At 46.2% G+C, this 22,689-nt stretch carries 19 protein-coding genes and 1 tRNA gene; 8 read left to right on the forward strand and 12 right to left on the reverse strand.

The window, feature by feature from the left end; translation table 11 throughout:
• The first annotated feature begins 27 nt into the window (after nucleotides 1–27).
• Together ACMVP2_RS07670 and ACMVP2_RS07675 are read left to right on the forward strand one after the other, a co-directional pair.
• Nucleotides 28–1,194: a regulatory iron-sulfur-containing complex subunit RicT gene (locus ACMVP2_RS07670; RefSeq protein WP_317488358.1), complete on the forward strand. Its 1,167-nt coding sequence runs from the start codon at nucleotides 28–30 to the stop codon at nucleotides 1,192–1,194.
• Complete coding sequence (locus tag ACMVP2_RS07675) at nucleotides 1,195–1,698, forward strand: gliding motility lipoprotein GldH (RefSeq protein ID WP_416867274.1); 504 nt, start codon at nucleotides 1,195–1,197, stop codon at nucleotides 1,696–1,698.
• Nucleotides 1,699–1,702: 4 nt separating this feature from the next.
• Here ACMVP2_RS07675 and ACMVP2_RS07680 read toward each other — a convergent pair whose 3' ends face one another.
• Together ACMVP2_RS07680 and ACMVP2_RS07685 are read right to left on the reverse strand one after the other, a co-directional pair.
• Nucleotides 1,703–5,725, reverse strand: coding sequence for an AAA domain-containing protein (locus ACMVP2_RS07680; RefSeq protein ID WP_416867275.1), 4,023 nt, complete (start codon nucleotides 5,723–5,725; stop codon nucleotides 1,703–1,705).
• A 63-nt stretch (nucleotides 5,726–5,788) separates the two neighbouring features.
• Nucleotides 5,789–6,709, reverse strand: coding sequence for a helix-hairpin-helix domain-containing protein (locus tag ACMVP2_RS07685; RefSeq protein ID WP_416867276.1), 921 nt, complete (start codon nucleotides 6,707–6,709; stop codon nucleotides 5,789–5,791).
• A gap of 200 nt (nucleotides 6,710–6,909) precedes the next feature.
• Between ACMVP2_RS07685 and hemA the strand changes: the two genes are divergently transcribed.
• From hemA to ACMVP2_RS07700, 3 genes are all read left to right on the forward strand, one after another.
• Nucleotides 6,910–8,184, forward strand: coding sequence for a glutamyl-tRNA reductase (gene hemA, locus ACMVP2_RS07690; RefSeq protein ID WP_416867277.1), 1,275 nt, complete (start codon nucleotides 6,910–6,912; stop codon nucleotides 8,182–8,184).
• 66 nt (nucleotides 8,185–8,250) lie between these two features.
• Entirely contained in the window at nucleotides 8,251–10,497 is a 2,247-nt protein-coding gene (locus ACMVP2_RS07695) for a WG repeat-containing protein (RefSeq protein WP_416867278.1), read from the forward strand.
• A 108-nt stretch (nucleotides 10,498–10,605) separates the two neighbouring features.
• Nucleotides 10,606–11,616, forward strand: coding sequence for an SRPBCC family protein (locus ACMVP2_RS07700; protein ID WP_416867279.1), 1,011 nt, complete (start codon nucleotides 10,606–10,608; stop codon nucleotides 11,614–11,616).
• A 100-nt stretch (nucleotides 11,617–11,716) separates the two neighbouring features.
• Here the strand turns inward: ACMVP2_RS07700 and ACMVP2_RS07705 are convergent, their stop codons facing one another.
• Genes ACMVP2_RS07705 through ACMVP2_RS07715 form a run of 3 tightly spaced genes read right to left on the reverse strand, consistent with a single transcriptional unit; the run spans nucleotide 11,717 to nucleotide 14,447 of the window.
• Nucleotides 11,717–12,502: a hypothetical protein gene (locus ACMVP2_RS07705; protein ID WP_416867280.1), complete on the reverse strand. Its 786-nt coding sequence runs from the start codon at nucleotides 12,500–12,502 to the stop codon at nucleotides 11,717–11,719.
• 9 nt (nucleotides 12,503–12,511) lie between these two features.
• A complete protein-coding gene (locus ACMVP2_RS07710; RefSeq protein WP_416867281.1) occupies nucleotides 12,512–13,897 on the reverse strand; it encodes a hypothetical protein in 1,386 nt (461 codons plus the stop codon).
• The gene (locus ACMVP2_RS07715; protein ID WP_226940593.1) at nucleotides 13,890–14,447 is read right to left on the reverse strand and encodes an RNA polymerase sigma factor; all 558 of its coding nucleotides are present in this window, start codon (nucleotides 14,445–14,447) and stop codon (nucleotides 13,890–13,892) included. Before ACMVP2_RS07715 ends, ACMVP2_RS07710 begins: the two co-directional genes overlap by 8 nt.
• A 180-nt stretch (nucleotides 14,448–14,627) precedes the next feature.
• Between ACMVP2_RS07715 and ACMVP2_RS07720 the strand changes: the two genes are divergently transcribed.
• Both ACMVP2_RS07720 and ACMVP2_RS07725 read left to right on the forward strand, forming a co-directional pair.
• A complete protein-coding gene (locus ACMVP2_RS07720; RefSeq protein WP_416867282.1) occupies nucleotides 14,628–15,002 on the forward strand; it encodes a GIY-YIG nuclease family protein in 375 nt (124 codons plus the stop codon).
• A gap of 7 nt (nucleotides 15,003–15,009) precedes the next feature.
• Nucleotides 15,010–15,084 (forward strand) — tRNA-Pro (locus ACMVP2_RS07725).
• A 29-nt stretch (nucleotides 15,085–15,113) separates the two neighbouring features.
• On the opposite strand, the gene ACMVP2_RS07730 is transcribed toward ACMVP2_RS07725, so the two are convergent.
• Nucleotides 15,114–15,530, reverse strand: a complete 417-nt coding sequence (locus tag ACMVP2_RS07730) for a RidA family protein (RefSeq protein ID WP_339788069.1) — start codon at nucleotides 15,528–15,530, stop codon at nucleotides 15,114–15,116.
• Nucleotides 15,527–16,819 (reverse strand): aminopeptidase P N-terminal domain-containing protein, encoded by a 1,293-nt coding sequence (locus ACMVP2_RS07735; protein WP_416867283.1) that lies wholly within the window; start codon nucleotides 16,817–16,819, stop codon nucleotides 15,527–15,529. The genes ACMVP2_RS07730 and ACMVP2_RS07735 overlap by 4 nt, the downstream gene beginning before the upstream one ends.
• A 32-nt stretch (nucleotides 16,820–16,851) precedes the next feature.
• On the opposite strand from ACMVP2_RS07735, the gene ACMVP2_RS07740 reads away from it, so the two are divergent.
• Nucleotides 16,852–18,330 (forward strand): S8 family serine peptidase, encoded by a 1,479-nt coding sequence (locus ACMVP2_RS07740; protein ID WP_416867284.1) that lies wholly within the window; start codon nucleotides 16,852–16,854, stop codon nucleotides 18,328–18,330.
• A gap of 1 nt (nucleotide 18,331) precedes the next feature.
• On the opposite strand, the gene ACMVP2_RS07745 is transcribed toward ACMVP2_RS07740, so the two are convergent.
• The 5 genes from ACMVP2_RS07745 to ACMVP2_RS07765 all read right to left on the reverse strand — a co-directional run bounded on the left by ACMVP2_RS07745 (nucleotide 18,332) and on the right by ACMVP2_RS07765 (nucleotide 22,686).
• On the reverse strand, nucleotides 18,332–19,024 hold the full coding sequence (locus ACMVP2_RS07745) for a class I SAM-dependent methyltransferase (RefSeq protein ID WP_416867285.1): 693 nt from the start codon (nucleotides 19,022–19,024) through the stop codon (nucleotides 18,332–18,334).
• Nucleotides 19,025–19,174: 150 nt separating this feature from the next.
• Nucleotides 19,175–19,990 (reverse strand): glycosyltransferase, encoded by an 816-nt coding sequence (locus ACMVP2_RS07750; protein WP_416867286.1) that lies wholly within the window; start codon nucleotides 19,988–19,990, stop codon nucleotides 19,175–19,177.
• Complete coding sequence (locus ACMVP2_RS07755) at nucleotides 19,987–20,553, reverse strand: hypothetical protein (RefSeq protein ID WP_416867287.1); 567 nt, start codon at nucleotides 20,551–20,553, stop codon at nucleotides 19,987–19,989. The genes ACMVP2_RS07750 and ACMVP2_RS07755 overlap by 4 nt, the downstream gene beginning before the upstream one ends.
• Before the next feature lie 130 nt (nucleotides 20,554–20,683).
• Entirely contained in the window at nucleotides 20,684–21,811 is a 1,128-nt protein-coding gene (locus tag ACMVP2_RS07760) for a glycosyltransferase (RefSeq protein ID WP_416867288.1), read from the reverse strand.
• 56 nt (nucleotides 21,812–21,867) lie between these two features.
• Nucleotides 21,868–22,686 (reverse strand): glycosyltransferase family 2 protein, encoded by an 819-nt coding sequence (locus ACMVP2_RS07765; RefSeq protein ID WP_416867289.1) that lies wholly within the window; start codon nucleotides 22,684–22,686, stop codon nucleotides 21,868–21,870.
• Nucleotides 22,687–22,689 lie beyond the last annotated feature (3 nt).

Consider the following 22,689-nt stretch of genomic DNA (forward strand, 5'->3'; position numbering starts at 1 on the left):
GAAGAGCTAACATAAAATTGCTTAGAGATGGGATGTAGCACATGCAGTAGTGTAACTACCGCAGATGGTAAAGTGGCTGGTTGCAAAAGCAATGGTGGCTGCTCGACAGGTGGTTGCAATAAAATGAACGTTTTTGACTGGCTTTCCAACATGGACATGCCAGCTGTAGATAAATTTGATGTAGTTGAAGTAAGGTTTAAGAACGGCCGAAAGGACTTTTTTCGCAATAGCGAACACCTGCCTATCGTCACCGGCGATGCCGTTGTAGTAGATGTTCCGAACGGCCACCATATTGGCTACGTGTCTCTTCAGGGAGAGCTTGTTCGGCTTCAAATGCAGAAGAAAAAAGTGGCTAATGACAGTGAGGTCAAGAATATCTACAGAATAGCCACCCAAAAAGACCTGGAAAAATTTGAACAGGTTCAGGCAAGAGATCTCCCAACCCTCTTTCGCACAAGAGAGATCATCAGAGAGCTCAAACTGGACATGAAGCTGACCGACATCGAATTTCAAGCCGATAACACCAAAGCCACATTCTATTACTCTGCTGACGACAGAGTTGACTTTCGTGAGTTGATAAAGCTACTGGCTGCAGAGTTTAAAATTCGGGTAGAAATGCGCCAGATTAGCTTGAGGCAGGAAGCAGGCCGACTCGGTGGAATAGGCGTATGCGGCAGAGAATTGTGCTGCTCCACCTGGCTCTCTGAATTCAAGAGCGTGTCCACTTCCGCAGCCAGGTACCAAAACCTGTCGCTGAATCCAAGTAAGCTTTCCGGGCAATGCGGCAGACTCAAGTGCTGCCTTAATTACGAACTCGACACTTACATGGATGCACTGGAGGGAATTCCCGAGCTGGAAGCTCCTCTGCTCACGGCACGTGGTGAGGCGTCGCTGCAAAAGACTGACATCTTCCGAAAAACCATGTGGTTCGGCTACAGGGACGAAAATACCTGGTATCCATTGGACGTTGAGCGGGTAAAAGTCATTCTTGAAATGAACAAGAAAGGCCAAAAACCTGATACCCTGGCTATAGACAAAGAAGATAACGGAAGAGATGCCAACCAGGCTCTCAACAGTGACCTGGTGAACCTGGACAAGAAATTTGGCGGACAGGGCAGCGGCAAAAAGAAGAAAAAGAACAAAAAACGATTCAAGAATCGTAACCGGGGTCAAAACAATCAACCAAAGCAATAGATGAGGACACCATTATTGGGAAGCAAGCTTGGCGGCCTCATTTGTTTGTCAGCAGGTTTGGTATTTCTCTTATCATCATGCAGTGATTCAAGGATTTATGATGAATACCACGACTTTGATGAAAACGTGTGGCACATGGATTCTACGGAGAAATTCACTTTTACTGTCGATACGACGGAAGACCCGTTTCGGCTTTCTTATCTGGTAAGAAACACTGCAGACTACTCATACTACAACCTCTATCTCAAGTTCACTCTTGAAGACTCCCTTCATCAAGGGATCGAAAGCCAGATGCAGGAGGTAATTCTGTTCGACCCTAAAACCGGGAAGCCCTATGGCAGTGGGCTTGGAGGTTTGTTTTCTCATGAGTTTCCTGCCATCGATAACTTCACATTTCCTTACCCAGGGAAGTTCACCTTTTCAGTTCGGCAATACATGAGAGTGGAAAGCCTGGCAGGCATTCAGTCGCTTGGATTGAAAGTTGAAAGAGTCGGGCAAGAATAGCTATTTACTCGATTTGTCCGATAAACTTGTAGAGTCGCTCTTCGGCACCTTCGGGATCAATCCAAAACTCTCTGGAATAAAACTGAGTAGACCTCCATTTTTTATCCATCAGCAAGGTGTATCGGTAAACATAGGCGTCCTTTGCTGAAATGCTGTTGAAATACGTGTCGTCATCAGTAAAAACAAGACCCAGAAATTCTTCCCTTTTCTTGACTGTGAGGTCAGCAAAATTCAGGTCCTCTGTCATGGAAATACTTCGCATTTGAGGCACTGTCTCCAACCACTTTGTCATTCTTGATTTGAGGTACCAATGCTGCGAGAAGGTAGGCTCTTTAGGCGCATAAGGCCTGAACTCCCCGTTCGAAACAGTAAAAGCGTACTCCAGGTACTTTCTCAGCATCTTCGGCCCCTCATTCCTCAAACCATCAACGTTTAGCTGATGAGGCAAAATGCTGCTAACCACAAAAATCTGTTCCTTGGCCCTGGTCACGGCCACATTCAGGCGGTTTTCGCCACCCTCAAGGTTGAGCGAGCCAAACTTCATCTGAAGTTTCCCCTTGGCATCGGGCGCATAGCCAATAGTGAAAATAATAATGTCTCTTTCGTCGCCTTGCACATTTTCAATATTCTTTACAAACAGCGAATCAGGCAGCAGCTTTTTATGATCCGCCTGATACGTATCCAGCAAGTCTAAAATATGCGACTGTTGAGCGGCGTTGAAAGTAACCACGCCAATACTTTTGTCCGGCGACTTTTTAAGACAACTAACAATCAAATCCACAACCCTGGCAGCCTCTTCGTCGTTTCGGCTGCTTTCCCATATGCCATCTACCTTTTCGTAGGAAATAGCAGGTTTTGCCTCGTTGATTACTTCGAAGTGAGGCACCAGCTGCAGCTTGCCTTTGTAAAAATAGTGGTTGCTGAAGTCGATCAGGTCGAGCGAACGGCTTCGATAGTGCCCCTGCAAAGAAACCTGACTCAGGTGCTGCCTTGCCAGTGTCAGCAGGGAGTCAGCCTCCAGCGCCATCTCTTCCTCCTCTTCACTTTGCTCCCACCGGATTTTATACAGATCATTGGGCTGCAACTGCTTGTCATCGCCTGACACTACCACCTGCTTGCCCCTGTACATGGCAGCCAGACCATTTTCCACAAAACACTGGGAAGCTTCATCAAAAATGACAAGGTCAAATATCTCATCCAGCTGAAAAATAGCAGAAGCTGCCTCGGGAGAGGTAAGCCAGCAGGGCACCAATCTGAACGCCTCGGCAGACATGTGAGCCAAAAGTCTCCTGATAGGCCAAACTCTCTTCTTTTTGGTGACCTGGTGCTGCAGGTCACGGTAGGTAATCGGGTTGTTGAGCCGATTATACTCCACTTCACTGTATGTCTTTTCCCTAATTCTCAATAAAAGTATATCGCCACTCAGCTGGTTCTTCTTCAGCACCGCCTCCTGAAGCTCCTTTGTCAAAGTATCCAATTTCAGAGAAGACACCGCTCTCAAAATGGGGTATTTTGTTTCAATATGGTCGATCCATTGAAGATTTAGGCTATTCTCAAAAATCTCATTCCACTCCTTTTCATCCCAGTCGGGCGAAATTTCCTCAAGCTTCTCAAAAATCTGGTTTTCGTAGGGTAGCACGCTATCCAGCAGTTTATCGTATTCAACAAGGCTGTCGAAGTCCTTGTCCAGCCGCTTGAGCAACTCCTCTGCGTACCCTTTCTTTCCAATGATCATTTTGATCTGCTTGGGCGTGAAGTACCCCTGCCACTGCTCCCATTTCAAGGGAATCTCCTCCAGGGCTTCAAATGATCGGTCAGTAAGCTCTTTTAACTCTTCAAAAGAATAGTTTTTTGGGTTGACCACCTTTGCTACGGGTCTCAGCGAACTGAAGATCATCTTTGCGTTGATCGCCCTTCTCACAAAGAAAAACCAGTTTTGCAGGTCAATCTTCGACATGGCATTCGGAGGATTCAGTATCCACTCGCTGGTTCTTAGCTTGGTGAGGTTGTGTTCCAGGTTCAGGCGGCTGTCCACCATGATCATCAACTCCTCAAACCCCTTTTTATTGCTCTCCAAATTATTGGCCACCAGCACCCGTGAAATAAACACTTTGTCTTTGGAAAAGAACTTCCACCTGAACCAGCTAAAAAGCCCCTTTCTTGCCTTACGCCCTCTTTCCAGAACCTCCTGCAACCTTCCTAATTCATTGCCTGGAGTTGACAACTCAGGGCCCAGCCCCTTGTAGCACTCCATCAATATCCGCTCATTATTGGCCAGCCAAAGAGCATCTGTTTCGCTATCGGGGTAAGCCGACATGTGCACAAAAGTTTCGTACACAGTCTTGTCGTTGATGAGAGAAAACATCTCTTTTACCTGCCCCCGGCGCTCCAGCATGTCCTGGCACTCATCGAAGCTCAATGCCTCACCCAGGGCCTCTTTAGACCTTGTTGCCAAGGCTTGATTGAACTTCAGAATTTCTGCCACCAGCTCCTTCACCCTCCCGAGCTCTGCCACACCAAAGTGACTAAATGAAACCCGGTCTACCCAGGGGTGCTCCTCCGTACGGAAGACTGAAGAATACTTAACATAATAACTAATCTTGCGCTGGAAGGCCTCCAGTTTCTCGTAAGTGAAATATTTGTATTCCTGCTTGAGGGTAATGGTTCTCCCTTTGAGATCAGATGAGAGATAAAGTTCTTTCACAGACTTGCCTGACTCTTTATCGTCAAACAGCGCCTGCTTAAACTCGTTGAGCTCTTCCGAAATCTGATCTATTTTTCTGCTAACCTGGGTAAACTCTCTTTCCAGCTGGATAGCATCCAGAGAGTTGTTTTTCACCTTATACTCATCAAGTCGGTCGATCTGGGAGGCTAGCTGCTCGTAAATTTCCTTTCGGTCATTTTTGAAGTCGTGCACCAGCGCTACAAACGCCCCAAGTTCTTTCTCGCTCAACCGCTGGTGCACCACGTCAAGCGCCGCCCTCTTTTGGCAAACCACCAGCACCTTTTTGCCCCGGGCAATAAAGTCCGAAACGAGGTTACAGATAAGCTGCGACTTGCCTGTGCCAGGAGGCCCCTGGATCACAAGTGAATGGCCATTCTTTACCGTTTTTAAAGCATTTTCCTGGAAAGCATCGATGGCAAATGGCGTAAAAGTCTGTTCTTCTTTTATCTTGCTGACATAGGAGTACTCTACTTTGTCCACCACATCTTCCAGGTTGGTTTTACCAACGAAGAAGTCTTCCAGGCTTTCCAGCGTGTTTTCCTCAATGAGTTTAAGATAGTCAGGCACCATGTAGGATCCATTTTGAGGGAAGATGCCCAGCACTGCTTCAGTCATCAGCTTCAGCTTCCCTGTGTCGTGCCCGAGCTCAAACTTGTCTTTGAGAAAAGGGGTGAAACCAGTCAGCTGATCAGTAAAATTTTCGGGATTGAAATTGACTTCTACTTTGCTATCCCTAAGAAGCTCGTAAAGTGCTGTGCGAAAGACCCGACTGTCCTTGTCAAAATCGTCGAAAACCCGCTCTATCAAGTCCTCGTCGAGCGAAATCTTGTTATAGTAAGCGTACCCCAGCAGAAATGTCTTATTCAGGGTAACGTTGACATCCTTTCGGGGCACCATCACCCAGTTTTTCTGATCCATTTCGAGAGACACTGGAAAAAAAAGCAGAGGACACCGCACCAGCGTGCCATCACTAAATTTGCCATGTACAAACGGCCAGCCCACATACAAATCCCTACCGCCCCTCTCCTGAAAAACAAACTGATCAAGCCTGTGCAGTTTTTTCAGGCCAACGCTTAGGTTGTTGTTATTATAGTCCCTGCTGTCCATGATCTGGCACAGTGGAATCTTAGTCTTTTGCGCTATCAGGTCGTTGATGACATGAAACGAGGGCTGCCCAAGAGTGAAGTCAAAATCATGCAAATCGAGAAACTGATCGGAAGCCAGGCGCAACAAAAGCAGCGACCTATTATTGGCAGTGAGATTGGTAAGCTTACGAAGGTAGGATTGCAGAATTTTTCGCATAAGACGGCTTGCGGCCTTTCGATAACTATCAGGTAAACGATAAACCTAATTGTTCATTATTCACTAGAATTCAAAATACGGCTTTAACTTTTGGATGGTTGAATCTGGAATGATTTTTATTTCTGCCACGTCGTTCCAGCTGGCAAATCTGCCATGCTGATCCCGGTAGGCGACCAAAGCTCTTGCCTGGTTGTAGTTAATATAGGGTTGCCTTTTTAACGAATCCAAATGGATGGTGTTGACCGACAGCTTTACACAGCAATTAGCAGGATTGAGATCAAACTTCTCCCACAAGGCGGATACCGTTTCTTGTTTGAGGCCATATACTTCCGCCAGCTGCCCACGGTCGTGAAACCCACCAAGCGCATTCCGGTATTTGATGATCCTGGCAGCATAAGCCGGGCCTATGCCTCGTACCGCTTGCAACTCCTCTGCTGTTGCCATATTAATATCGATTAACCTGGCTGTTTCCTTGACGACCGTTGACTTTCCTTCAGCTATTTGCCTGGCATTGTCGGAATTGGACTTTGTTTTCGCTATTGATAAATATGGAGCGAGCTGTTCAAAAATAGAGGAATCCATTCCATAGAGTTTAAGCAAGTCTTTGCTATCATAAAACCTACCTCCCCGGCTCGTATACTTACTCCAATTGGATGCCAGGTAGGGTGGTATATTCATTTGTCGCAGTTGCGCCTCCGAAACCTGGTTGGGATCAAATCTCTCCAAATTGCTAAGGGCTAACATTTGCCGGGGGTTTTCCTTATCCTCTTCGATGTCTTCAGCCCATTGAAGCTCCGCTGCCCATTTGTCTAAAAGTTCCAAATCTTTTTCAGACGAATACTCGTTACTAGCATACCTGTAGTAGTCAAGTGCATAGACTCCAAGGAATAGTACACTAATGATAAAGAGAAGAATGATGCTACCATTAATTTCTTTTTTACTGTAGCCAAAATTCTCTCTTAGCCATTTGTTTAGTTGGCTCATAGACCGTAAGAAGCATTTGTTGAATATTAAGTTAGATATTTTTGGCTTCCAGTAAACAATTTCAAGGCAAAAAACTGTTCATCTACCAGTACCGGGCATTTGTCTGTAATTTAAACTCATTCTAAATTGAGTTATCTGACAAATGTCATTTCCTTTAAAATCAATACGGAGCTATTTTTGAACCCGAATTAAAGTGGAAAATGCATAAGTTTTTCAAAGCAGTAAGTCTATCATACAAAAGCGCCCCGCTCAATATCAGAGAGCTTGTATCCTTCGATGAGGAGGCCTGCAAGCGTTTGCTCAAGTATTTCAAAGAATTTACGCCCATCAATGAGGCACTAGTGCTTTCCACTTGCAACAGGACTGAGGTCTATTATTCGTCAGAAACAGACCTTTCCGAAGACATCATCAAACTGATTGCCCTCGAAAGGTCAATCAGTGATATTGGCGACTACAAAGATTTCTTCGTGGTGATTAACGACCACAAAGACGCCCTTCAGCACCTTTTCGATGTGAGCATGGGATTGGAGGCGCAGGTAGTTGGTGATTTGCAAATAGCCAATCAGGTCAAGCGGTCGTACCAGTGGTCGGCTGATGAGGACATGGCGGGCCCATTTTTGCACCGACTGATGCACACGATTTTCTTCACCAATAAAAAGGTAGTTCAGGAAACCTCTTTCAGAGACGGCGCAGCCTCTGTGAGCTATGCGGCCGTTGAGTTGATTGGCGAGCTTACTGCCGCCATCCCCACACCAAAAATTTTGATCGTTGGGCTGGGTGAAATAGGAGAAGATGTTTGTCGCAATCTTGAGTACATCAAAAGCAAAGAGGTTTTCATTGCCAACAGAACGTTTGAGAAAGCTGAGACAATAGCTCTTGAGTGTGGTTTTCAGGCCATACCGTTCGACACAGTTTATGCAGCCATGAAGGAGGCTGATGTTGTTATTTCGTCTGTCGCCAATAAAGAGCCTCTGATCAGAAAAGAGCACCTTCAAAACGGTGAATCGCTTTCCTTCAAATACATGCTTGACCTTTCGGTACCAAGAAGTATTGAAAAAGAAGTAGAAGAAGTGCACGGAACCCTGCTTTACAACATTGACGACATCCATAGCAAAACAAGTGAGGCACTGGAAAAAAGGCTGGCTGCAATACCACAGGTAAAGGCCATCATTTCCGGATCAATGGCTGAACTGCTCGACTGGTCGAAGGAAATGGAAGTTTCGCCCACCATCAACAAGCTGAAGAACGCCCTTGAGCAGATCAGGCAGGAGGAAGTTGCCAGGTATCTCAAGGGAGCTAGCATGGATGATAGCAAATTAGTGGAGAAGGTAACGAGGAGCATGATGCAGAAAATCATTAAGCTGCCTGTGCTTCAGCTGAAGGCCGCCTGCAAAAGAGGTGAGGCTGAAACGCTTATCGACGTGTTGAACGACCTGTTTGACCTCGAAAAGCAGTCGGAAACGACCAATTCATAAGCATACAATCCCCGATCATTTAATTTATTGCCGCTTTTCCTAACTGTTTGCTTAATTTAGCGGCGTATGAAGCTTTCTGTAGTTAGGTTCCTGTTCTCATTGGTGCTTGTTTTAGCGCCAATTCTCTCGTATGGCAAAAAAGCCAGTGAACGGGTATTAGAAGTTTTCGAGCTAAATAACCGAAAGGGACTGAAGGATGACCAGGGCAAAATCCTTATCCCGGCCAAATATGAGGACATCGGATGGAGCAATGGGAGTGTCGACCCACTGTCGTCCACTATCGGCTATAAATCGAATGGGTTTTGGGGTTTGAGCTCGCTAAATGATCAGCAGATTACCAAAGCTGTTTACCGTGACCTCTCCCCCATGAGTAACGGCTTCCTAAAGGCGTCCCGAACCGACAGCTTCGAACATTTTCTTTACTTCGGCGTGCTTGACACTAAAGGCATGGCCCTGGTAGGCTTCCAGTACTACGACATTATCCCATCTGGAGACAACTACATAGCGTCCCGTTATGAAACCCAAAAGATTTCCTACGGCCTTATTTCAGGTCTTGAGGCTACCCTAATCCCCTTCCAATACAAAGCTATCAAGTATGCTGGCAACGGTATCTACCAGGCTGTTGATGCAAGAGACAAGCTATCGGTGTGGACCGTGGGCGGGTTGAAATTGCCGGTGGAAAATCTCGATAGCATGTTCCGTGTCAACTCCAACCTCCTCATCATTTCTAAGGAGGGCAAGCTGGGTGCCATGCGCAATGATGGCAGTATGATACTGGAGCCGTTTTACAAAGAAATTGTCCCTGAAAACGACTCGGTGCTGCGCCTGACCACCTATCCGTCGTGGCACCTGACTGATGGAAAGAACAAAAGGCTGAAAACATTCTCGTTCGACGACATCGAAACTATCGGGCCAAGTTTGTACAGGGTTCAGACTTATCAGGGCGAAGCCATCATCAATATTTCCGGAGAACAACTTAGCAACAAAAGTAATTGGAGTGTTGTGCGCACTGACGAGAATTTTGTTGTGAGCAAGGAGCAAAACAAATTCAGGGTGTACAACAAGTCGGGTGAACCCTTTCTTGAGCAATACTACGATTCGCTCTATTTTGATGGAAAGTATTTTTACACGCAGATAGTAAAAAACAACAAAGAGCTGTGGGATGTATATAACACTTACGGCCGGAGAGTTACAAGGCATTCTTACGACCAGATAAAGCCCGAAGGATCCAAATTGATCATGGCCAGGCGGGATGCCTACTGGGGGTTCCTTGACTTCAACGGCGGAATGGTCATCGACCACAAATTTGAACGGGCTCACAGCTTTGTTGAAGGCATGTCGGCAGTTGAGTATGTAGGAAAATGGGGCGTTATAGACATCAACGGCAATTGGGTGCTCGAACCCAAGCACGACTATTGTGAGGTGATTAATGAAGCCGTGATTCTGATCAAAAATGGTGAGTCGACAGACCTTGTGACGCCTGGTCGTGGATGGCTACACACGAGCAATCATTCGATATACGCTGAAAAATCGTGGCTGATCGAAGAAACTGAATCCGGAAGCTTTGGTTTGCTGACCTCGAAAGGGCAAAAAGTGACAGCGCCTGAGTTTGACGAAGTGATGATTCCCGATATGGATTCGGTCGTATTTCTGAGGCAGGGAGATTACTGGTGGTCTTATGGCAAAGACGGTAATAAGATTAGTGACGGTACAAGTAAATATCAGGGAGTATCCGGACTGAGCGAAGCATTTTTTGGTATCGTGAAAGACGACAAATTCGGCTTCGTTGACCTGGACAATAAACTGCGAATTGCGAACAGATACGACAGTGCGGCTTTTTTCCAGGAAGGAATGGCGGCGATAAAACTCCGGGGACACTGGGGGTTTATTGACAAAATAGAACGGCTGGTTGTTCAGCCCATTTACGACTCAGTTACTCCTTTTTCCAATGGTATCTCGGTTGTTTCTAGAAATGGTAAGTCTGGTATCATTGACAGGAGTGGCAATGAAGTGGTTGGGCTGGACTTTGACGAGATCAAGTCTGTTGATAAGAACACCTATATTTTAAGGCAGGGAAATCAATATGGCTTTTACCACCGAAAGTCAGCCTACGTCATGCTTCCTCGTTTCAACCAGCTTGAACTACTGCCCAACGGGCTCTTTGTGGTCGAAAAAAGAGGGCAGAAAGGCCTGATCAATGAAAAGGGGGTTGATGTGATCCCTTCCGTCTACGACGACATTCACTATGACCTCTACAACGCCTTTTACCTCTGCAAAGAAGACGGGAAAACGGAGACATTTTTGATCCGTTAAGGGTTCCTTGCTGACTCCAAAAAATGGTGGTGATAAATTAATTACCTAAATACCAACTTCTTAAGTTATGGAATTCCTAATTTTATGGTTTACCAAACTTATCATCCTATGAAAGCACTTAAGATTATCCTTTACATTGTCCTTGCCCTTGTGTTGGTTGTGGCGGCGGCGATATTTATGATTCCTACGGAGTATAATGTGGAGCGAAGCACCACTGTCAACGCTCCGAAGAAGCTGGTAATGCAACAGGTCGGCAGGTTCGAAAACTTCGCCAAATGGAATCCATGGGGAAAGCTTGATCCAAATATGACCAAAACCATCACAGGAACTGATGGAGAGGTGGGCGCTAAGTATTCCTGGGAAGGAAATGACGACGTGGGGAAAGGCTCAATGGAAATTACGGCCATAACAGACTCTCGTGTTGACGAAAAACTAGTCTTTCTGGCGCCTTATGAGTCAGAGGCCTCTACTTACATCACTTTGGAAGAGGTTGACGGCGGAACAAAAGTTACGTGGGGCATGCAGGGAAGTAACCCAAGACCCATGAACCTGATGGTACCAATGATGGACGGCTTTATTGGCAAAGACTATGAAGCTGGCCTCGCAGAGCTTAAAAAAATGACTGAGGCAATTGCCAGCAACGACACTTTCAGAGGCCTAAAAGTGGAAAAGATGGAGCTTTCTCCACGAACATATATTGGCAGAAAAGATACTGTGAAATGGGCCGACATGCAGGGATTTATGGCCAGCAGTTTTGGTGCTGCCTACGGCGAGTTGACGAAGAAAAAAGCCCCGATGGCAGGAGCTCCCAGCAGCATCTACTTTGTTTGGGATGAAGCCAACGAACAGACCGTTATGGCAGCAGCCATTCCTGTCGAGGGCGAGTACACTCTCAAGGGGTTTGAGGCATTCCCAGCAGGCGGCAGTGGCTACAAAATTGCCTACTACGGTGCTTATGAGGGCAGCGGCGAGGCACATTACGCCATGGACGACTACTTCACAGCGAAGGGGCTTGAAATGACCGAGGACATCATGGTGATTGAAGAGTATGTAACTGATCCAACTACCGAGGCAGACACCAGTAAATGGCTGACTAATGTGTACTATATATTAAAGTAGTGCTGCCCACTGAAAAGTATGGAAGAAAAAAGGGGGCCAAATGGCCCCTTTTTTAGTAATACACACGCTTCAGTCGCAAATCAAAATGCAAAACACCATTTCAATTGTCTTTGGCACCGTCGTCGACCCAGCAAGCTATCGTTTGAATTTCCAAATCAGTTAATGAACCCACCTTTGGCATCGTTTTGTTACCTGTTGTCACCTTGATAGTGGCAGCATTTTCCTGAATAGCTCCGAACGAAGTGAAGTTCGGTATGCCGGCGGTTCCGTTGTGGCAGGTTGCCACGGCGCAATTGTTGGTGATAATTGAAGAGACCTGATCTTTGAAACTCACGCCTGACAATACCAAAACCTCTTTGTCTTCTTCACAACCAATCTCATCCTTAACTGTGACAATGTGAAGTCCGCTTGAAACCCCGGTGAACTCACTTGCACTGCCGAAGGCACCATCATCCAGCCTGTATTGGAAATTGCCACCATCACCCGTGGTTTCAACAGCAATTGCACCAGTCGACGCCCCACAGGTCGAGGAAGTGGAAGTAGCTTCGATGGTAAGGCCGTCTTCGTCAGAAAGACTTGCAGCCACAGTTTTCATGCAGTCATTGGCGTCCCTCACGGTTACTGTATAGGTGCCTGCCTCTAAGCCCGTGAAAAGTCCATTGCTTTGAAATGATTGCCCGTCGATAGAAAACTCATAGCTCCCGGCTCCATCAGTTGCCGTTGCTTCTATTTCCCCTATTCCTTGCCCGCAAACATCGTTCGACGATTCTGCAATGGATACAACAAGGTCGCTGACAGTGCAGTCCGGTGTGGCATCTTCGTCGTCTCCCCCGCAAGAGGAAAGAAATACGGCGAGTCCTGTTAGTAAAAGTAAATTTCTTCTCATAGTCTTAGTTTATGGTTTTTTCAAAAAATGATATTTGGCTGTGACCAGGGTTCCTGTGGTAAACAAACGCACATCACCATAGCCAACTCCTCCCAGCGGCGCTTTCACAAAAGGCTCTAGCTGAACTGAAAAATGTCTTGATAAGTAGGTTTCAACACTGAACGAAGCCGAAACCACACTGAGTGGATGGTTACTCCAATTTTGCCCGGACCAACCTTTGTACCGCCCCTCCACACCTTCTTCGTAGACGTAGCTATAGTTTTCTGATAGCATCCAGTAAGATGACATGCCTGCGCTAACCCAAATCCGGGTTCTGCCAATATTAACCACTTGCAAGCTGACAGTAATAGGTACATCCAGCACACTACACGAAGCGTCTGTGCGGATCGGTTCTATCCCACCAGGCCAGCCAGACCCAAACGGCGGGTTGTAGTCGCCTGCACCGGCAGCATATACCTTGTCGAACTTATACACACCACCTGACAGCTTCCAGCGCCTGCCAGGACTGAACTCAGCTAAAAACCCAAACCCCTTGCCTATTTCTTTCAAACTAGGGTGAAAGCCGATACTGCTTACATCCGGAGAGGCGGCCAGTCCAACCGCAAACCGGTAAAAACCTTCGTCAGGAATTGCCTCTGGTGGATTGGCCGTATACGGCGGTGCCAGGTTAAGGGCTGCCTTGTAACCGATCAGCGGGGAATGTGGCAATTGTTTGTTGCTCAGATGTGTGATTACCTCTGGACGCCCTTCATCTTCGAAACCTGCTTCTGAAAAGTCATTTACGGGTTCCACACCCAGGTGACCAGCTGATTGCTGTGTTTGGGGCACCTCTTTGTTTCCAATTGATGCTTTTGATTCGTCGGCATCAAAGCTGGCTTTGGCTGCCGCATTTGCCCTTCCTTGCTGCGACGAGGGCTCTCTTTGCTCCGCCCCACCTTCCCCACCAATGCCCGCTGTGTTTGATGTTGAAGGTTCTCCGTTTCTATCTGACAGGCCCTCTCTGCCAGGCAATTTGTCGCTGCTTTCCGCTGATTGAGTCTGGCTTTGAATTTTCGGCTTGCTTTCGCTTTCCTCTGTTGCATGGCTGTCCATTTGAAGAGTTGATGGGTCACTATCTTTGGGTCGGGTAACTGTTACGACCTCCCCATTTTTGTCCACTTGGTTATCAAAATGCTCGTTAAGAAACCACCCTGACAAGAAAGCAACAATGGTAAGCACTGTTACGACCGCAACAGCCTTCAGCCCTACAAAAGAGCTCCCTCTACGTCCGGTAGAAACAACAGATGCATCAAGTCGAGCCTCCATTAGCAACCAGTCTTCTTCCCTGAAAGGAAAGTCCTTTTGGCCAAGTCTCTTCTTGAAAAAGTTTTCGATATTTTGCTCTTTGTCAGACATTTTCCGATTCAAAGAAGTTTTTCAATTGCTCCTGAAGTCTTTTTCTGGCTTTAGCATAGTTAGATTTTGAGGTACCAACGGATATCCCCAGCTGCCTGGCTATTTCCTCATGCTTGTAGCCCTCAATGGCATATAAATTAAACACCGTCCGATACGCTGGTGAGAGGTTTTTCAATATCCCAAGTATCTCTTCGTGCGAAATACCTGATATTACCGTGTCGGCGCTTTCCGCCGACTCTGCTTCTTCGAGGTCCTTCATCTCATTAAATCGAAGATCCTTCCGTGTGCGGTCGATGGCTGCATTGATCATGATCCTCCGCAGCCAGGGGACGAACGGCCTGGAAAGGTCGAACTTGCCGATGTACTTAAATATTTTCATAAAGCCGTCGTTCATAATCTCCACCGCATCTTCCCTGCTTTCTGCGTAGAGCACACAAATATTCATAGCATAGCTGTAGAATGACTGATAGAGCTCTTTTTGCTGAGCCCTTCTTCCATTCATGCAGCCTTTAATAATTCGCTTCAGCTCGCTATGATCAGAATCTTTCAATGACGGTGGTTGAGGTCTTTACAAACAATACATGATAAGTAGTTGAAAAGGTTGCCTGCTAAAAAAACTATACTTCTTGAAATCAAAACAACAGAAGTGTTGCCTCACCGGAGAATTTCATACAATACCGGGAGAAAAATTGTCACCTCTTCTCTAATTTAATGAGAGTCGACTTTTAGAATGTACGGGTGTTTTACTAATATTGCAATCCCTTTTGGGGAATCGAGGTGTAGCGCAGCCCGGTTAGCGCATCCCGACGAGTCGGGAGGGTCTGGCAATTGCCTCCAAAAAAAAAAAATTGATGTGTATAGTGTCTACATCATTGAATCGAAAAGTGGTCGTTGGTATTACGGCTCCTCTGATGATGTAGTACAACGACTGAAAGAACATAACAGTAATCGGTCACTCTACACTCGCTTCAAAGGCCCCTGGGAGCTCATATTCCAAAGGGATTTTGAAACGAAGACAGAAGGTCTTAGGTTTGAAAAGTTGTTGAAAAAAACTCGGAACAAAGAGTTTATCCAAAGAGAGTATAAAGAGTTCTTTCTTCGATAGTGATTTTCGAGGTGTAGCGCAGCCCGGTTAGCGCACCACGTTAGGGACGTGGGGGTCGGAAGTTCGAATCTTCTCACCTCGACAAAAGGCCAGCAGAAATGTTGGCTTTTTTTATTCGATTGTAGCCACACACTTTAGTTCAATGGCAATGGGCGTGGGCAAAGCAGTTACTTCCACCGTCGTCCGGCAGGGCTGGTTGTCTTTGAAATACTCTGCATAAAGACGGTTATAGGCAGCAAAGTCGTCTTTCATGTTGGTGAGAAACACGGTCACATCCACCAGGTTTTCCCACTTGCTACCCGATGCCTCAAGAATCAGTTTTACATTGTTGAAAACGGAACGGCTCTGCGCTTCTATGTCGTAGGAAACTATATGTCCGGCCTCGTCCAATTCAACACCCGGAATTTCCTTCGTTCCCTTTTTCCTGGGCCCCACACCAGAGAGAAAAAGTAAGTTTCCTACCTTGCGGGCATGCGGATAAAGCCCTACCGGCTCGGGAGCTCCTTCTGCGTTGAAAGCATTTTTCACGACCTGTTCATCAAATCCTCGATTTCCTCAGCATGGCAGGGAGCACCCGCCAGCAGGTTGACATGGCCCTCTTTGGTGATCACAATATTGTCTTCAATTCTGATTCCAAGCCCTTCCTCACGGATATAAATTCCCGGCTCAACTGTGAAAACCATTCCCGGTTCAAATACCTTATAAATACTGGCTACGTCGTGTACATCAATACCCAGGTGGTGGCTTGTCCCATGCATAAAGTATTTCTTATAGGCAGGCCACTCAGGGTTCTGCTTCTTAATATCAGTCTTGTCGAGCAAACCAAGCCCCAAAAGTTCGCTTTCCATGATTTTCCCAACCTCCTTATGGTACTCAGGTATCACACCACCGGGCGTCAGCATGTCAATGGCATCGTTCTTGACACGCAGCACCGCATCATACACCGCCCTTTGTCGTTTAGTAAATTTACCATTTACAGGCACAGTGCGGGTAAGATCGGCGTTGTAGTTGCCGTACTCAGCGCCAACGTCCATCAGCAGCACATCACCGGATTTAAGTTGCTGGTTGTTCTCGATGTAGTGCAGCACACATGAATTGGCGCCCCCACCTATAATAGGTGTATAGGCAAAGCCTCTGGAGCGATGCAGAATAAACTCATATATATATTCCGCCTCCACTTCGTACTCCCAAACACCAGGCTTGATCAGCCCCAGCATCTTTCGAAAAGTGTTGGCCGTGATGTCACAGGCATGCTTGATGATTTCAATCTCTTTCTCTGATTTTATGCATCGCAGGTCATACAGTATCGGAGCAAGCCGCTCGTAGTTGTACAAGGGATAATGCTCCATGCACCATTTTACAAAGCGCTGATTGCTGGTGGTCACATCTGAAGCTGCTCTTATATGCTCATTCGATTCCAGGTAGATGTTGGTGCTCTCCGCCAGAATGGTGTACAACACTTTGTGAAATTCATGCGACCATTTCACCGTTGTGATACCGCTAATCTCACGGCCTTCCTCTTTTGTAAACTTGTGCCCTTCCCAAATGGCTATCTCTTCACTTGTCTCCCTTAGAAAAAGAACTTCTCGCAGACTTTCATCAGGGAAATCAGGCGCAAGCAGCACGATGGTGTCCTCCTGATCGATTCCGGTAAGATAGAAGAGATCAGCATTTTGTCTGAAGCCCATGGTACCATCAGCATTGGTTGGCATAATATCGTTGGCTCTCACAATGGCCACACTATTGGGCTTCAATCTTTTCTGCAGCTTTTCTCTGTTGTGAGTAAAAAGCTCCTTTCCTGCCGGGCGATATCTCATTCTATTAGTTAGATTTAATTCATAATTGGACAATGTCTGACTCAAAGATAGCACATCGGAAACATTTCAGAAGTAGGTACGGTCTGTTAAAAGTCTCGTTTATCTGCCTATTGTCGCTCCAATTCCTGTCTGCTCGTGCACAGGACAAGTATTGGTATTTCTTTAGCGAAGGTATTTCTAAAACAGAAAGCCAAAAAATACTTGAGAGCAGACAACTGGAACCCGTGACCTGGAGCAAATGGTTTCATGCCTGGTCGGCCCACGGAAACCTTGACAACGAGATCGATGGCATAGACAGCGCCAGGAAGGTGACTCCCCTGAAACTTCAGCGCACCTTATTTAAAGAGTCCACATTGGGCTTTGCCCTGGAGCAGATGGATGCCAAAATCCTTACTAATGAGGGGCTTACCGGGAAAGGAGTGAAAATAGGCATCATCGATGGTGGTTTTTTGGGTGCCGACCAGACAGCGTCGCTGGCACCGATTATTGCAGACGACCGGCTCGTAGCATTTCGCAACTTTCTACAGCCGTCAGACACTGATCCGTTCGGTGGCTTCCGAAATTTGGACGATCAGCATGGCACTGAAGTGTGGGAGCTAACTGGCGGATACAATGCTCAAAAACGAATTCAATTTGGTCTGGCCACCGGTGCCGACTACTACCTGGCCCGAACAGACCACGGAGCCAGGGAGCAGCGGCAGGAAGAAGATTTTCTCATCGCAGCCCTGGAGTGGATGGACAGCCTGGAAGTAAAGCTGGTTAATATTTCGCTGGGCTATAACACCGACTACGACAACCCGGCAGAAAACTACACGCCTGCAATGATGGACGGAAAAACCGCATTGGCTAGCCTTGCCTGCCAAAAGGCCACCGAAGAAAAAGGGATGCTCATTGTTGTGGCAGCGGGAAACGACGGCGACAACGACTGGAAGGTAATTGACGTTCCGGCTGACGCCCCCGGCGTGCTGACCGTGGGCTCAACTGATTTAAAGTTTTGGAGAAAAATGCCCTTCAGCTCAACGGGCACCGGCTTTACCCCGTTTTTAAAGCCCGACATTAGCTGCTTTGCCTCATCTGGCACTTCGTTTTCTGCTCCGGTAATAACCGGACTTGCGGCCTGCCTTTGGGAAAAATCTCCGGCACTCTCAAACACCGACCTGAAAGCACTCATCTTGCAGTCTGGTCACCTGGCAGGGGCACCAAACAATTATATGGGTCACGGTGTGCCAAGCGCAAAATGGCTGCTCTCCAGAATCACGCAAGACCTGGTGGAGATTCCTGTGCCGACGTCCGTAGCTCCGCAATCAGCCAATAAGAAGAAGTCTATCACGCTTGAGGGTGAGGGCAAAAAGAACGTCGTCCTTTTTCATAAAAAAGATAGGTTCAGTGTGATAAAACAGGAGTTTTTCAGCAGCGAGACAAACAGCCTGCAGGTGAAGCAGTTTGAAAACGCAAAGTTCACCACAGTAGTGGTTGATCACGAATTAGTAATGGAGGTGGAGTGGGACTGAGTTATAGTGTCTGAACAAACTCATTGAGATAGGCAGCATTCTTCAAGTTCAAGAAACGTTTTCTATCTGCTTTCAGGTCAGCGTAGGTCAGGTTGTCGATCTCTTCCAGGGTATAAGACAACATATCGTGGGGCTTTCCTCGTCGAACCACCCCGATCCCATAATCGCAGTCAAGGGTGAAAACCTCAAGTTCCGGATGGAGTGATCTCAATCTCACTATTGATTTCCAAACATCTCCGTTCCACTCATATGTTTCCTTTTTTGGAAATTTCTCTTTCATATCCTGAGGTGAAAAAGCGGGGGCAGCGGCCTCAAAGCTGTCTGGATTACAGTCGTGGAACATGATTATCCCATTCTTAGAAAGATGCCTGAAGCAGTTCTCAAAATCTCTGAACGACTGCTCATATGTATGCAATCCATCTATAAATGCGACGTCTAGCGGGTGTTCCTTAAAAATAGTTGGAGCATGATTCGTGAAAAAATCGTCACTCGTCATTTCAAAAAATCTGGATTTAATATAGCTTAAAAAATACCAAATTTTGCGCTTCAGTTTTATCTTGAATTCTGGATCTACCGCTATTTTTTTGGGAGCAGACACCTTCAGAAAGTTTTTTCCGGTTTGCACGCCAATTTCCAGGTAGGTTTCAACTCCCCATGCACTATTAATACGATTGATTATTTCCTTTCTATTCATCCTTGAAGTCTCTAATTATCACTGTAAAGCTAGCGAGTATTCTCTAAATTCTTTCGGATAAGATAGGACTACATTATCGTTTGGGTTTTCTTGCCGTTATTAAGAAACGAATCTAAAATCGTCCCCTGCATTTAAATCAATAACAGTTAGCTATTCCATCTTTTCAAGCCCATTTCGACAAACAAATTGCTTTTGCTGTTGCTTTATTTTCATCAGTCCTTCATTTTCCGACTGATCCGTCCAGTTCTCCTTATGATACAAATGATACTGCACGGCCAGGTTTCGCAACGAATACAGTTTGAACCCCATTCCCAAAAACCGCCACGTCAAATCAATATCCTCACCAATGGCAGGCAAAATATAGTCTTCGTCAAAACCGTTGATCTTCTCTATCTCTTCTTTAAAAAAAGACATGTTGCACCCCTTAAGTTGGTGCATCTTTCGAATTTTCGGCACGAAACCCAACAGGCCATCCGGGTTGATATAATAAGCCTCCTCGGTAAACTTTGCTCCATCCTTTTTCGCCTTCGAAAGTTCGCCCTGCACTTGCTTTTCGAAGCCTGGCAGATGAGCGGTGTTCTGACGCAGAATAGCTGAATACCCTGGCCCCAACTTCACCCGTTTACCGGCAAGGATCCTTTCTTTCGATGCATACCTGTGGTGATTCTCAATAAACTTATGGTGGAGCACACAGTCGCCGTCAATAAATATCAGGTAGTCAGATTTGGCCTTCCTAACTGCATTATTCAATGCCTGGTTTTTTCTCCATCCAACATCTGGCTGCGTCAAATGCTGATAGTCATTTTTAAAAGGATAGCTGGCCACAAATTCACTCATTTCCGGGCACTCTCCATCCTCAGAAACAATTATTTCAAAACCCTGATCAGTTTGAAAAGAAAGACCATCGAGCACCACTTTTAGGTCCGCAGTATTTTTATATACCGAAATAATCAAGGACGATTTCATGCCAACTGATTGTTTTTTTCTACTTCAAACTCAGCCCACCTCTTGCCAAAGTCTCTGGTATTCTTTCGTATGGCCCTGTTTTTCAACTCCTGGGTTCTGTAGCCTCTTTTAGGATCAGGGTAAAGCACAGTCGCACGGAACCTTGCCTGAATGCCACTTATCCCCATGTTCACAAGCCTTTCTCCAAGCTCCGGGCCCTGACCACCGTACTGTGTCCTTTTGTCAAATCCATCGGCTTCCAAATTATTATTCTTCCAGTCCGACGAATTATGACCATTCCACATAGATTTAGTCATTGTTAGCCCGTTTAGCTGGTATAGAAAAACTCCCTTTGCCGATAGCTTCAGCGTTTTGATGCCCCCCTTCAGGTCATGTGCCTTATGCCAATATCCTTTGAAACATTTCTGAATCAAAATAGCCTTGTTGAGGATTCTTGACTTCTGAAAGCCATCGCCTGCAATGACTATTTCGAAGTCTTTCGTCGTTTGCACGCTAAAACCCAATGGTGCCTTTTTAAGCCAGGACGTTGAGTCGTATGTGCTGAAGATGACTGAAGCCTTCATGCTTTCCCTTTTGTTGGCAAAATGTAACAAAGGCCTCAAATTTACCAACCTCGCACTACTAACTCCTTACATTACCCGGACTTTCCCCAAAATATTTCCTGAAGGCGGTGGAAAAAGAGTAGACGTAAACCTAATTGGATTTTCCTGCCACAGTCTGCAGGAGATGAAAAAGCTTATCAGCCTGAGTATGAATATTGTACTCCCGTTCTATCCGCAGACGGGCTTTTCTCCCCATCTCAACTGCCAGCCCTGAGTCTTGTGCGAGCCGCAACATTTGCCTGGCCATTCCCTCAATATCATGCTCTGCCACCAGATAGCCTGTCTCACCTTCAACTATTGCGTCCTTAATCCCCCCATGCAAAGTGCTAACCACCGGAAGTCCACAGGCTCCGGCCTCAAGAATACTGTTTGGTGTACCTTCCATGTCTCCATCTCGGGATCGGACGGAATGTTGGACAAACACCGTTGCTCTGTTCATGAAATCGATGATTTCGGCGTGAGGCAAGCCCCCGGCAAATTCTACTGATTGCTGAATGCCGAGCTCATTAACCAGCTGAACGCATTGGTCAAATTCTCCCGATTTATCTCCCACCATTATCAATCGACACGCTGGCACTGATCTAAGTACGATGGCAAAGGCTTTGATTGTGGACTGGGGGGATTTTTTTTCAACAAACCTCCCAACAGTTAAGAATACAGGCTGATCAGTTTTGGGTATGTCCGATGGTTTGAAAATTGACAAATCAACGCCATAGGGTATGATGTGAATTTTATCAGCACTGGCCCCCACCTCTATCAACTTGTTCTTCATCTCGCTGGAGACAGCGACAATAGCGGCGGCATATTTGAATAGCTCCTGATATCCATGGATATAGCGCTTGAACACATTGCTTTTTGAGGCGTCTCTCCCGTGAAAGTGGGCGACCAAAGGAACGTTTGCCTGATTACATATTGGAACAAAGTATGAAGCCGTTGTCCCAAAATTGACCAGCAGCACTTCAACTTTATTATTTTTGAGAAATCTCAAAATACCGTAGTTTCCAAAGTAATTGTTTTGACGCCCTGTTATCCATTTGTAGATCTGATGAATGAGCCAAAATGGATATGGCGACAGTAGCTTTCCATCGTCGGAACGCTGCGGAAGTCTGCCCGAATAAATAGGAAATACTTCAGCTCGCTCTGACAGTCCCTTGATCTGATTTCTAATGAAAGTCTGGGTTAAGACATCCTTATGAGAGCGAGCAATACAAATTCTCATTTTCTTAATTAAAGCGGAAGGTTTTGTTTCAGTCGCTATCAATTTAACAGGTTTTGTCAAACATTTTCTCTGACAATCCCAAACTCAGTCCTCTTCTTACCAGAGTCCCTGGTATTCTTTCGTATGGCTCTGTTTTTCAACACCGACTCCTGGGTTCTATAGCCTCTTTTATGATCAAGGTGGACAACAATCGCACTGTATCTTATCTGAATACCACTTATCCCCATGTTTACAAGCCTTTCTCCAAGCTCCCGGTCCTGGCCGCCATACTGCATCCTTTCGTCGAACCCATTGGCTTCCAGAATGTTACTCTTCCAGCCCGACGAATTATGACCATTCCAGGTAGGTTTGGTTCTCGTCAACCCGTTTAGCAGGTATCTAAAAAGTCCCTTTGCCGATAGCTTCAGCGTTTTTATGCTTCCCTTCAGGCCATGCGCCTTAAGCCAACGTACTTTAAAGCACCTTTGAGTCAAAATATCTTCCTTCGCAATCGCTATGCTCGTTTCCATGGGAAGCAAAAAATACCCCCCACTCAAAAAATGACCCTGCTTTCTCCTTTTTAAATGAACCTCAACAAAATCTTTTCTGGGAATGCAATCACCATCTGTGAAAATCAAATAGTCGGCTTCAGCCGCCACAATGGCCTTGTTGAGAATCCGTGACTTCTGAAAGCCATCGTCTTCCTGCCAAATATGTTTGACAGGCACTCCCATTTCCGGGCGCAGCCTTTCAATCAACTCTTTGGTTTCCTGCTCCGAACCATCGTCGGCAATCACTATTTCGAAGTCTTTTGTCGTTTGCACGCTAAAACCCCATAGCACCTTTTCAAGCCAGGCGGGTGAGTTGTATGTACTGAAGATGACCGAAGCCTTCATGCT

This window comes from Imperialibacter sp., from assembly GCF_048007035.1.
Lineage (GTDB): Bacteria > Bacteroidota > Bacteroidia > Cytophagales > Cyclobacteriaceae > Imperialibacter.

Bases quoted from the DNA above. Each gene is read 5' to 3' on its own strand.
- ACMVP2_RS07765 (WP_416867289.1), bottom strand. From the start codon at position 22,686: ATGAAGGCTTCGGTCATCTTCAGTACATACAACTCACCCGCCTGGCTT.
- ACMVP2_RS07700 (WP_416867279.1), top strand. From the start codon at position 10,606: ATGAAAGCACTTAAGATTATCCTTTACATTGTCCTTGCCCTTGTGTTG.
- ACMVP2_RS07680 (WP_416867275.1), bottom strand. From the start codon at position 5,725: ATGCGAAAAATTCTGCAATCCTACCTTCGTAAGCTTACCAATCTCACT.
- ACMVP2_RS07740 (WP_416867284.1), top strand. From the start codon at position 16,852: ATGTCTGACTCAAAGATAGCACATCGGAAACATTTCAGAAGTAGGTAC.
- ACMVP2_RS07735 (WP_416867283.1), bottom strand. From the start codon at position 16,819: ATGAGATATCGCCCGGCAGGAAAGGAGCTTTTTACTCACAACAGAGAA.
- ACMVP2_RS07760 (WP_416867288.1), bottom strand. From the start codon at position 21,811: ATGAGAATTTGTATTGCTCGCTCTCATAAGGATGTCTTAACCCAGACT.
- ACMVP2_RS07750 (WP_416867286.1), bottom strand. From the start codon at position 19,990: ATGAAATCGTCCTTGATTATTTCGGTATATAAAAATACTGCGGACCTA.
- ACMVP2_RS07705 (WP_416867280.1), bottom strand. From the start codon at position 12,502: ATGAGAAGAAATTTACTTTTACTAACAGGACTCGCCGTATTTCTTTCC.
- ACMVP2_RS07755 (WP_416867287.1), bottom strand. From the start codon at position 20,553: ATGAAGGCTTCAGTCATCTTCAGCACATACGACTCAACGTCCTGGCTT.
- ACMVP2_RS07675 (WP_416867274.1), top strand. From the start codon at position 1,195: ATGAGGACACCATTATTGGGAAGCAAGCTTGGCGGCCTCATTTGTTTG.
- hemA (WP_416867277.1), top strand. From the start codon at position 6,910: ATGCATAAGTTTTTCAAAGCAGTAAGTCTATCATACAAAAGCGCCCCG.
- ACMVP2_RS07685 (WP_416867276.1), bottom strand. From the start codon at position 6,709: ATGAGCCAACTAAACAAATGGCTAAGAGAGAATTTTGGCTACAGTAAA.
- ACMVP2_RS07720 (WP_416867282.1), top strand. From the start codon at position 14,628: ATGTACGGGTGTTTTACTAATATTGCAATCCCTTTTGGGGAATCGAGG.
- ACMVP2_RS07695 (WP_416867278.1), top strand. From the start codon at position 8,251: ATGAAGCTTTCTGTAGTTAGGTTCCTGTTCTCATTGGTGCTTGTTTTA.
- ACMVP2_RS07710 (WP_416867281.1), bottom strand. From the start codon at position 13,897: ATGTCTGACAAAGAGCAAAATATCGAAAACTTTTTCAAGAAGAGACTT.
- ACMVP2_RS07745 (WP_416867285.1), bottom strand. From the start codon at position 19,024: ATGAATAGAAAGGAAATAATCAATCGTATTAATAGTGCATGGGGAGTT.
- ACMVP2_RS07670 (WP_317488358.1), top strand. From the start codon at position 28: ATGGGATGTAGCACATGCAGTAGTGTAACTACCGCAGATGGTAAAGTG.